Source organism: Oscillospiraceae bacterium, from assembly GCA_015067255.1.
Classification (GTDB): Bacteria; Bacillota; Clostridia; order Oscillospirales; family SIG519; genus SIG519.
Genome location: SVMS01000048.1, coordinates 1 through 7,042, shown reverse-complemented (window position 1 = coordinate 7,042; position 7,042 = coordinate 1). Strand labels below are relative to the sequence as shown.

Genomic DNA, 7,042 nt, shown 5'->3' with positions numbered 1-7,042 from the left:
CCACCTTGTAGGTCGTTGGCATCTATGAAATTGCAACTTAAAAAATAGGGGTAAAAAATGCGAAAAGCCTTGATTTCTCAAGGCTTTTCTGTGTGGCATCTAAATAGACCACAACACTTGGTGGGAGCGGGTGGATTCGGACCACCGAAGTCGAAGACAACAGATTTACAGTCTGCCCCCTTTGGCCACTTGGGTACACTCCCTTATTCAATTTCCTTGTAAAACAAGGTGGAGCTGGTGGACGGACTTGAACCCCCGACCTGCTGATTACAAATCAGCTGCTCTACCAACTGAGCTACACCAGCGCATTAGCAACGTAGACTATTATAGCAGATAATAATACTGTTGTCAACATTTTTTTTAAAGTTTTTTGCCTGAAATTATTTTTGTTATTTTTGCATCATTTTTTACTTTTTTATTAGCGTAAAAAAGAGTAATTGCCCATATTATAAGTGCAACAAAAACTCCTGCAATTGCTAAAAAGTCAGAAATTTTTGAAAGAGCAAGATAAAATATTACAGGCAACAAAACAGGACATAAAAAGGCAAGGGCAGCAAAGCTGATGCTTGGACCGTTTCCCTCATCTATTTGCACAAAATCGCCCTCTTTTGCATTAAGCTCGTTTGAAACAAGAACTGTTTGTCCTTTGGCAGTACAAGCACTGCAGGAGGGACAGCCGTCGCAAGAGGTATCCTTTGGAATAAAAACCTTTGCGCTGCTTTTATTAACTTTAATAACCTTTCCTGTTTTCATATAGCAATATCCTTTCAGATGTTAAAATAACAGCTTTGTTGATTGCTCTGTATAATTTCAAGCCCTGTTGCTTGCTTTAAAGCCTTTGTCAAATAGGGCAGAACAACCCTTTCAGTATGAAAATGGCCTGCATCTATTGCATTTATACCCATTTGCTGACAGTAAATAAGAACATTGTATTTTATTTCTCCGGTAACTATGGTGTCAGCGCCGTTGATAACTGCATTTTCAATCTCTGAACCGCCTGCACCGCCTATTACGGCAACCTTAGATACTTTTTTATTTGAGTCAACACAACGAACACTGTCACAGCCTAAAGCTTTTTTTACAAAAAGAGCAAACTCTTTAAAATCATTTATTTTTGAAGTCCCGATTTTGCCTATAGGAAGCTCTGATTTATCTTCAAGCTCAAGCGCTTCGAAAAGGGCATCATTTACACCGTTTTGAGCTATGTCAAGATTTGTATGACAGGAAATTGCACAGATTTTCTTTTCTATAAGAGAGATTACGGCATTTTCGGGATATGAAATATCGGTTACATTTGAAAGCTTTGAAAATACAAGAGGGTGATGGCTGACAATAAGCTGACAGCCTTGTTTGTCCGCTTCCTCAATAACCTCATTTGTTATATCAAGACTTACTAATATTTTTTCAACGGGGCTGTCAAGCCTTCCGCATTCAATACCTGTATTATCCCACTCTTCATCTTATGAAGAGTGATAAATATTATTTATTATTTCATAAATTTCTTTTAAAGTTTTCATAATCATAAAGCCTCCTTAATGCTTTTAAGGAAATTAAATCTCTGATACATAAATTCAAGCTCATCTGTATTTTTTGTTTTTTCTAAGCCTAAAATAATTTTTTTTGTTTTCTCAAGCTGTAAATCTAAGTATTTTTGCTCGTTTTTGTCCATATGCTTTAAAAGACAGGGACAAAAATGCTCCGAAAAAGGCTCGTTTTGTTTTTTGAAAATAACCTCGGCAATATAATAAAGACGGTGGCCCTCGGCGGCTATATGAGCATCAGTTATTGTAAAGCCGTTATGATATAAATAATATCTCATTTCAAAAATACTGCTCATAGGCTGTAAAATAAGCTTGCGATTGTTGTCTTTTAAAAAGTCAGCACGCTCTATAATATCAGCGATAAGCTCTCCGCCCATTCCTGCAATAACACAATCATCAAAGCTGTCGGGAGAAACATTGTCAAACCCGTCAGATAAAACAGTAGAAATTTTATCGGTTAAATTACAGCCTTCAATAGTTTTTTCTGCGCTTTTCAAAGGTCCTTTTGCCACATCTGCCGCAACACAGGAGGGGCAAATACCGTTCTCAATAAGATAAACGGGAAGATAAGCGTGGTCTGTACCTATATCGCAGACTCTTTTGCCGCTTCTTACAAGCTGTGCAATTTTAAGCAATCTCGGTGTCAGCTTCACATTTATCCTCCTTTTTGAAAATCAGTATTATATATTTTAACATAAGTCAATAATAAAAACAATATTTTATTGCATTATTTAAAAATGAATGATAAAATAGAAATAATAATTTTTATTGGACTGATTTCATAGTGGAAAAAGTACGTATAATACAGGAGCCGTTGTTTAAGCTTTATATAGGGAAAGACAGGCAAGAGGTTTATAACTTATTTATAAGTGAAAACTTCCAAAAAGAGCCTGAACTTTTCAAAAATGAAAAAGGAAAGCCCTACATCAAAAACAGCAATATCTTTTTTAATATTTCCCATTCCGGTCAGTATGTTGTATTGGCACAGAGCAGTTATGAAATAGGTGTTGATATACAAAAGCATAAGAAACAGAATTTAGATGTAGCACGCCGTTTTTTTGCAAAATCTGAATATGAGCATTTAATGTCTGTCAATGATAAAAATAAAGAATTTTTCAGACTTTGGACCTTAAAGGAAAGCTATATGAAGGCATTGGGAAAGGGTTTTTCACTTCCAATGTGCGATTTTGAAATTAAATTTGAAAATGATAAGCCTTTTATTGAGGGCTGTAAATTTTTTGAATATACATTTATTGAAGATTTTTCTTTAGCAGTTTGCGTTAAAAACTTATGAAAGGATTTTTGAAATGAGTAAATTTTCAGAGCTGAGAGAAAAGTATCCTCATTTTATTTATAAAAGCTTTAAATACGAGCATAAAGACGATGTTTTAAGCATTGATTATCTTTTTGAGATAAGCGGTCTTTGTGAGTTTACACCCCATTGGGAAATTCCCTGTAAAAGCTTTAAGAATAGCAGTGAAATAGAAAAGCTTGTTTTTTCTTTGGGAATGGCAGAGCTTGTAAGCTATTGGAAAATAACCTGTTCTCCTTTAGTAACAGTAGAAGCAGGCTTTGTGGACAGCGAAATGGTTAAATGGTGGAAAAAGCTTTATTTTCATGGCCTTGGCGAGTTCTTTTATGTCAATAAAATAGATGCTGACCCTGAAAGCTTTATGCAAATTGAATCTAAAGGACAAAAAATAACTGTATCTTCCCAAAAAAGAAGCCTTGAGGGCGCTTTGATTCCCGTGGGCGGAGGCAAGGACTCAGCTGTTTCCATAGAGCTATTAAAGGCAAGTGGGATACCTTTACAGTGCTATATAATCAATCCCCGTAAGGCAACTCTTGATACTGTAAGAGTAAGCGGTTTAGACAGCATAAACGTTAAAAGAACCCTTGATAAAAATATGCTTGAGCTTAATAAACAGGGCTTTTTAAACGGACATACACCCTTTTCCGCAATAGTTGCTTTTTCTTCGGTGCTTACAGCTTTTTTAAATAATAAAAAATATGTTGCTCTTTCAAACGAAGCTTCTGCAAATGAGAGTACTGTTTTAAACAGTACAGTAAATCATCAGTATTCAAAAAGTCTTGAATTTGAAAGAGATTTAAGAAATTATCAGAAAAAATATATAGATTGTGAAGTTGAATACTTCTCATTTTTAAGACCTCTTTGCGAATTGCAGATAGCAGGTATTTTCTCAAAGCTTACAAAATATCACGATATTTTCAGAAGCTGTAATGTGGGAAGTAAAACTGATATATGGTGCGCTAAATGTGCAAAGTGTCTTTTTGTATATATAATTTTATCTCCCTTTATGTCAGAAAAGGAGCTCACTTGTATTTTCGGGGCAAACTTGCTTGACGATATTTCTCTAAAGCCACTCTTTGACGGACTTATAGGCAAGATACCCGAAAAGCCTTTTGAATGTGTAGGCAGCCGAGATGAAATAAATGCGGCTATTTGTATGACAATTAAGAAAAGCACGAAGCTTCCAGCTCTTTTAGAGTATTATAAATCTCTGAATAAAGAAGAAAGCTTTGTAAATCTTAAGCAATATCAAGATGATTGTGAATTCCCCGAGGACATTTTTGCTACTATTATAAAAAGAGAAGTTGATTTACTTGATTAAGTTTTTAGTTGAAAAGATAAACGACAAAAAAATACTTATTATGGGCTACGGAGCAGAGGGAAAAGCAGTTTTAAAAAGATTGCTTGAAGCTGATACTGCTCAGCAAATTGATGTTTTTGATAAAATATGCCCTCAGCTTCCCGAAAAGGTAAATTATGTTGAAGCTCCCGATTTTGAAGCTTATGACTTGATTGTAAAAAGCCCGGGTATAGTTTTAGGGGATGAGTTTCCTTTTGGAAAGCTTACATCTATGACACAGCTTTTTTTAGAATTTTATAAAAATCAGACTATTGGTATAACAGGTACAAAGGGAAAAAGCACAACGGCAAGTATGCTTTATCACGTGCTTAAGGAAAACAATGTAAATGCTGTTTTGGTAGGAAATATAGGTGTTCCTGCTTTTGATATGCTTGAAGAGATAGACAAAGAAACAACTATAGTTTTTGAAATGTCGTCGCATCAGCTGGAATATGTGAAAACATCTCCTAATATTGCAATTTATCTCAATATTTATGAGGAGCATTTAGACCATTACGGCACTTTTGAAAAATATCAGAAAGCAAAAGAGAATATCTACCGTTTTATGACAAAGGAAGATATGCTTATTTGTAAAAAAGAGCTTGTTCCTCAGAATGTAAATTTTAAAATAGCAGAAATTGAACCCGATATAATACAAGTGCCCAAAGAAAAGCTTAAAATTAAAGGTGAGCATAACTTATATAATATATCTGCAATTTATCCCATATGCAAAAATAAAGGAATTTCGGATAAGGACTTTATAAATTCTGTTTGCAGCTTTAAGGGCTTGGCGCACAGACTTGAATATGCAGGCTGTTATGACGGAATAGAGTTTTATGATGACTCTATTTCAACCATTTGTCAGACAGCTATTGAAGCCTTGAAAAGCTTACCCGAAACAGATACCGTAATTTTGGGCGGTATGGATAGAGGGATTGATTATACTCAGCTTGTTGAGTTTTTAAAAGAAAGCAGTGTAAGAAATATTCTTTTAATGTATGATACGGGTAAGCGTATAGAAAAAATACTCAATGACAGCAGAGCTGTTTATGTGGGCGACCTTGAAAGCGCTGTAAAAAGAGCAAAAGAGGTTACTAAAAAAGGCGGAGTATGTTTACTTTCTCCTGCAGCGGCAAGCTATGGCTTTTTTAAAAGCTTTGAGCACAGGGGAGACACCTTTAAAGAACTTATTAAAAAATAGGAATAAAAAAGATGATAGTATCAATTTCAAATGCTTCTAAGGTTTTTAACGGCAAGGAAATATTGAAAAATATAAATGCTGTTATTGAAAATCAAAGCAGAATAGGCTTAATAGGTGCAAACGGAGTAGGAAAATCTACTCTTCTTAACATAATAACCTCTGCCATAAATATTGACAGCGGAGAGATGTATATAAATGCATCTAAAAGTATAGGATATCTTGAGCAAAGCGGAGGCTTGGAAAGCTCACGTACTGTTTTTGAAGAGCTTAAAAGTGCATATGCGCCTCTTATTGAAATTCAAAAGCAAATGACACAGCTTGAAGCTCTTATGGCAACTGACGAAGGTGCGGCAAAAAAATATGCTTCACTTTCAACCTATTTTGAACAGCACGACGGTTATAATACCGATGTTAAAACTCAGATTATGATAAACGGTATGGGCTTTTCGGGAATGGAAAACAATATAGTTTCCACCTTGAGCGGCGGCGAAAAGACAAGACTTAAAATGGCAAAGCTGTTACTTCAGAAGCCCGACCTGTTAATTCTTGACGAGCCTACAAACCATCTTGATTTACAGACTGTGGATTGGCTTGAAGACTATCTTTCAACCTATAAAAGCGCATTGCTTTTAGTTTCTCACGACAGATATTTTTTAGATAAAACAGTAAATGAAATATGGGAAATTGAAGACAGAACATTATGTTCTTTTCCGGGAAATTATTCGAAATTTGTAGTTTTAAAAGAAGAAAAAAATCAGCGTATATTAAAGGAATACGAGGCACAGCAAAAGCAAATAGAATTTCTTGAAGATTACATAGCAAAAAATATTGTAAGAGCATCAACCACAAAAAGTGCTCAGAGCCGTCGAAACGAGCTTGAAAGAATGGAAATTATCGAAAAACCGAGCTTTTTAAAGAAAAAGGTTAAGCTGAATTTTACCTTTGATAAAGAGCCGTTCAAGGATGTGCTTGACGTATCGGGGCTTTGTGTTTGCGGCGGAGATAATGTTCTCTGTCAAAATATAGATTTTCATCTTTTAAAGGGACAAAAGGTGGCGGTAATAGGCGCAAACGGAATAGGAAAAACAGCCTTTTTAAAAACAATACTTAAAATAAATCCCATAAAAGAGGGAAAAGTTACATGGGGTAAAAACGTAAAGATAGGCTATTACGACCAGGAGCTTTCAGGCTATGACGATAAAATGCCCGTTATAGATGCGCTATGGAATAAGCATAAGTCATTAAATGATTTCGAAATAAGAAGTGCTTTAGGCGGAGTGCTTTTAAGCGGAGAGAATGTTTTTAAGCCTTGCGGAGTTATAAGCGGCGGAGAAAGGGCAAGACTTGCCTTTGCTGATTTGATGCTTCAAAAGGCAAATGTGCTTATTTTTGACGAGCCTACAAACCATCTTGATATGTATACAAAGGAAATTCTCGAAGAAGCTCTGCTTAGATTTGAGGGTACAGTTATTCTTGTTTCACACGACAGATATCTTTTAAACAGAGTGCCTACTCAGATTTTTTGTCTTGAGAAAGATGGTGCTCAGATTTATTTAGGCGGATATGACAGCTATATAAATAAAATCAAAAATCAAAATCAAGAGAAGGCTTCAAAACCGACTGAGCCTTCAAAGCAGAAAAAACAGCAG

7 protein-coding genes and 2 tRNA genes are annotated in these 7,042 nt (G+C 35.3%); 4 read left to right on the top strand and 5 right to left on the bottom strand.

Going from position 1 to position 7,042, the window contains the following annotated elements; all coding sequences use genetic code 11:
- Nucleotides 1–118: 118 nt before the first annotated feature.
- The 5 genes from E7480_08450 to E7480_08430 all read right to left on the bottom strand — a co-directional run bounded on the left by E7480_08450 (nucleotide 119) and on the right by E7480_08430 (nucleotide 2,200).
- Nucleotides 119–203, bottom strand: a tRNA-Tyr gene (locus E7480_08450).
- Between the two features lie 26 nt (nucleotides 204–229).
- A tRNA-Thr gene (locus tag E7480_08445) sits at nucleotides 230–305 on the bottom strand.
- A 55-nt stretch (nucleotides 306–360) separates the two neighbouring features.
- On the bottom strand, nucleotides 361–753 hold the full coding sequence (locus E7480_08440) for a hypothetical protein (GenBank protein MBE6904617.1): 393 nt from the start codon (nucleotides 751–753) through the stop codon (nucleotides 361–363).
- Between the two features lie 14 nt (nucleotides 754–767).
- Nucleotides 768–1,436, bottom strand: coding sequence for a Nif3-like dinuclear metal center hexameric protein (locus tag E7480_08435; protein MBE6904616.1), 669 nt, complete (start codon nucleotides 1,434–1,436; stop codon nucleotides 768–770).
- An 83-nt stretch (nucleotides 1,437–1,519) separates the two neighbouring features.
- Nucleotides 1,520–2,200: an SAM-dependent methyltransferase gene (locus tag E7480_08430; protein ID MBE6904615.1), complete on the bottom strand. Its 681-nt coding sequence runs from the start codon at nucleotides 2,198–2,200 to the stop codon at nucleotides 1,520–1,522.
- Between the two features lie 122 nt (nucleotides 2,201–2,322).
- Here E7480_08430 and E7480_08425 point away from each other — a divergent pair, with 122 nt between their 5' ends.
- From E7480_08425 to E7480_08410, 4 genes are all read left to right on the top strand, one after another.
- On the top strand, nucleotides 2,323–2,835 hold the full coding sequence (locus tag E7480_08425) for a 4'-phosphopantetheinyl transferase superfamily protein (protein MBE6904614.1): 513 nt from the start codon (nucleotides 2,323–2,325) through the stop codon (nucleotides 2,833–2,835).
- Nucleotides 2,836–2,848: 13 nt separating this feature from the next.
- Nucleotides 2,849–4,174: a hypothetical protein gene (locus E7480_08420; protein ID MBE6904613.1), complete on the top strand. Its 1,326-nt coding sequence runs from the start codon at nucleotides 2,849–2,851 to the stop codon at nucleotides 4,172–4,174.
- Entirely contained in the window at nucleotides 4,167–5,393 is a 1,227-nt protein-coding gene (murD, locus tag E7480_08415; GenBank protein ID MBE6904612.1) for a UDP-N-acetylmuramoyl-L-alanine--D-glutamate ligase, read from the top strand. The genes E7480_08420 and murD overlap by 8 nt, the downstream gene beginning before the upstream one ends.
- 11 nt (nucleotides 5,394–5,404) lie before the next feature.
- Nucleotides 5,405–7,042, top strand: a 1,638-nt coding sequence (locus E7480_08410) for an ABC-F family ATP-binding cassette domain-containing protein (protein MBE6904611.1), incomplete at its 3' end; no start/stop codon positions are given.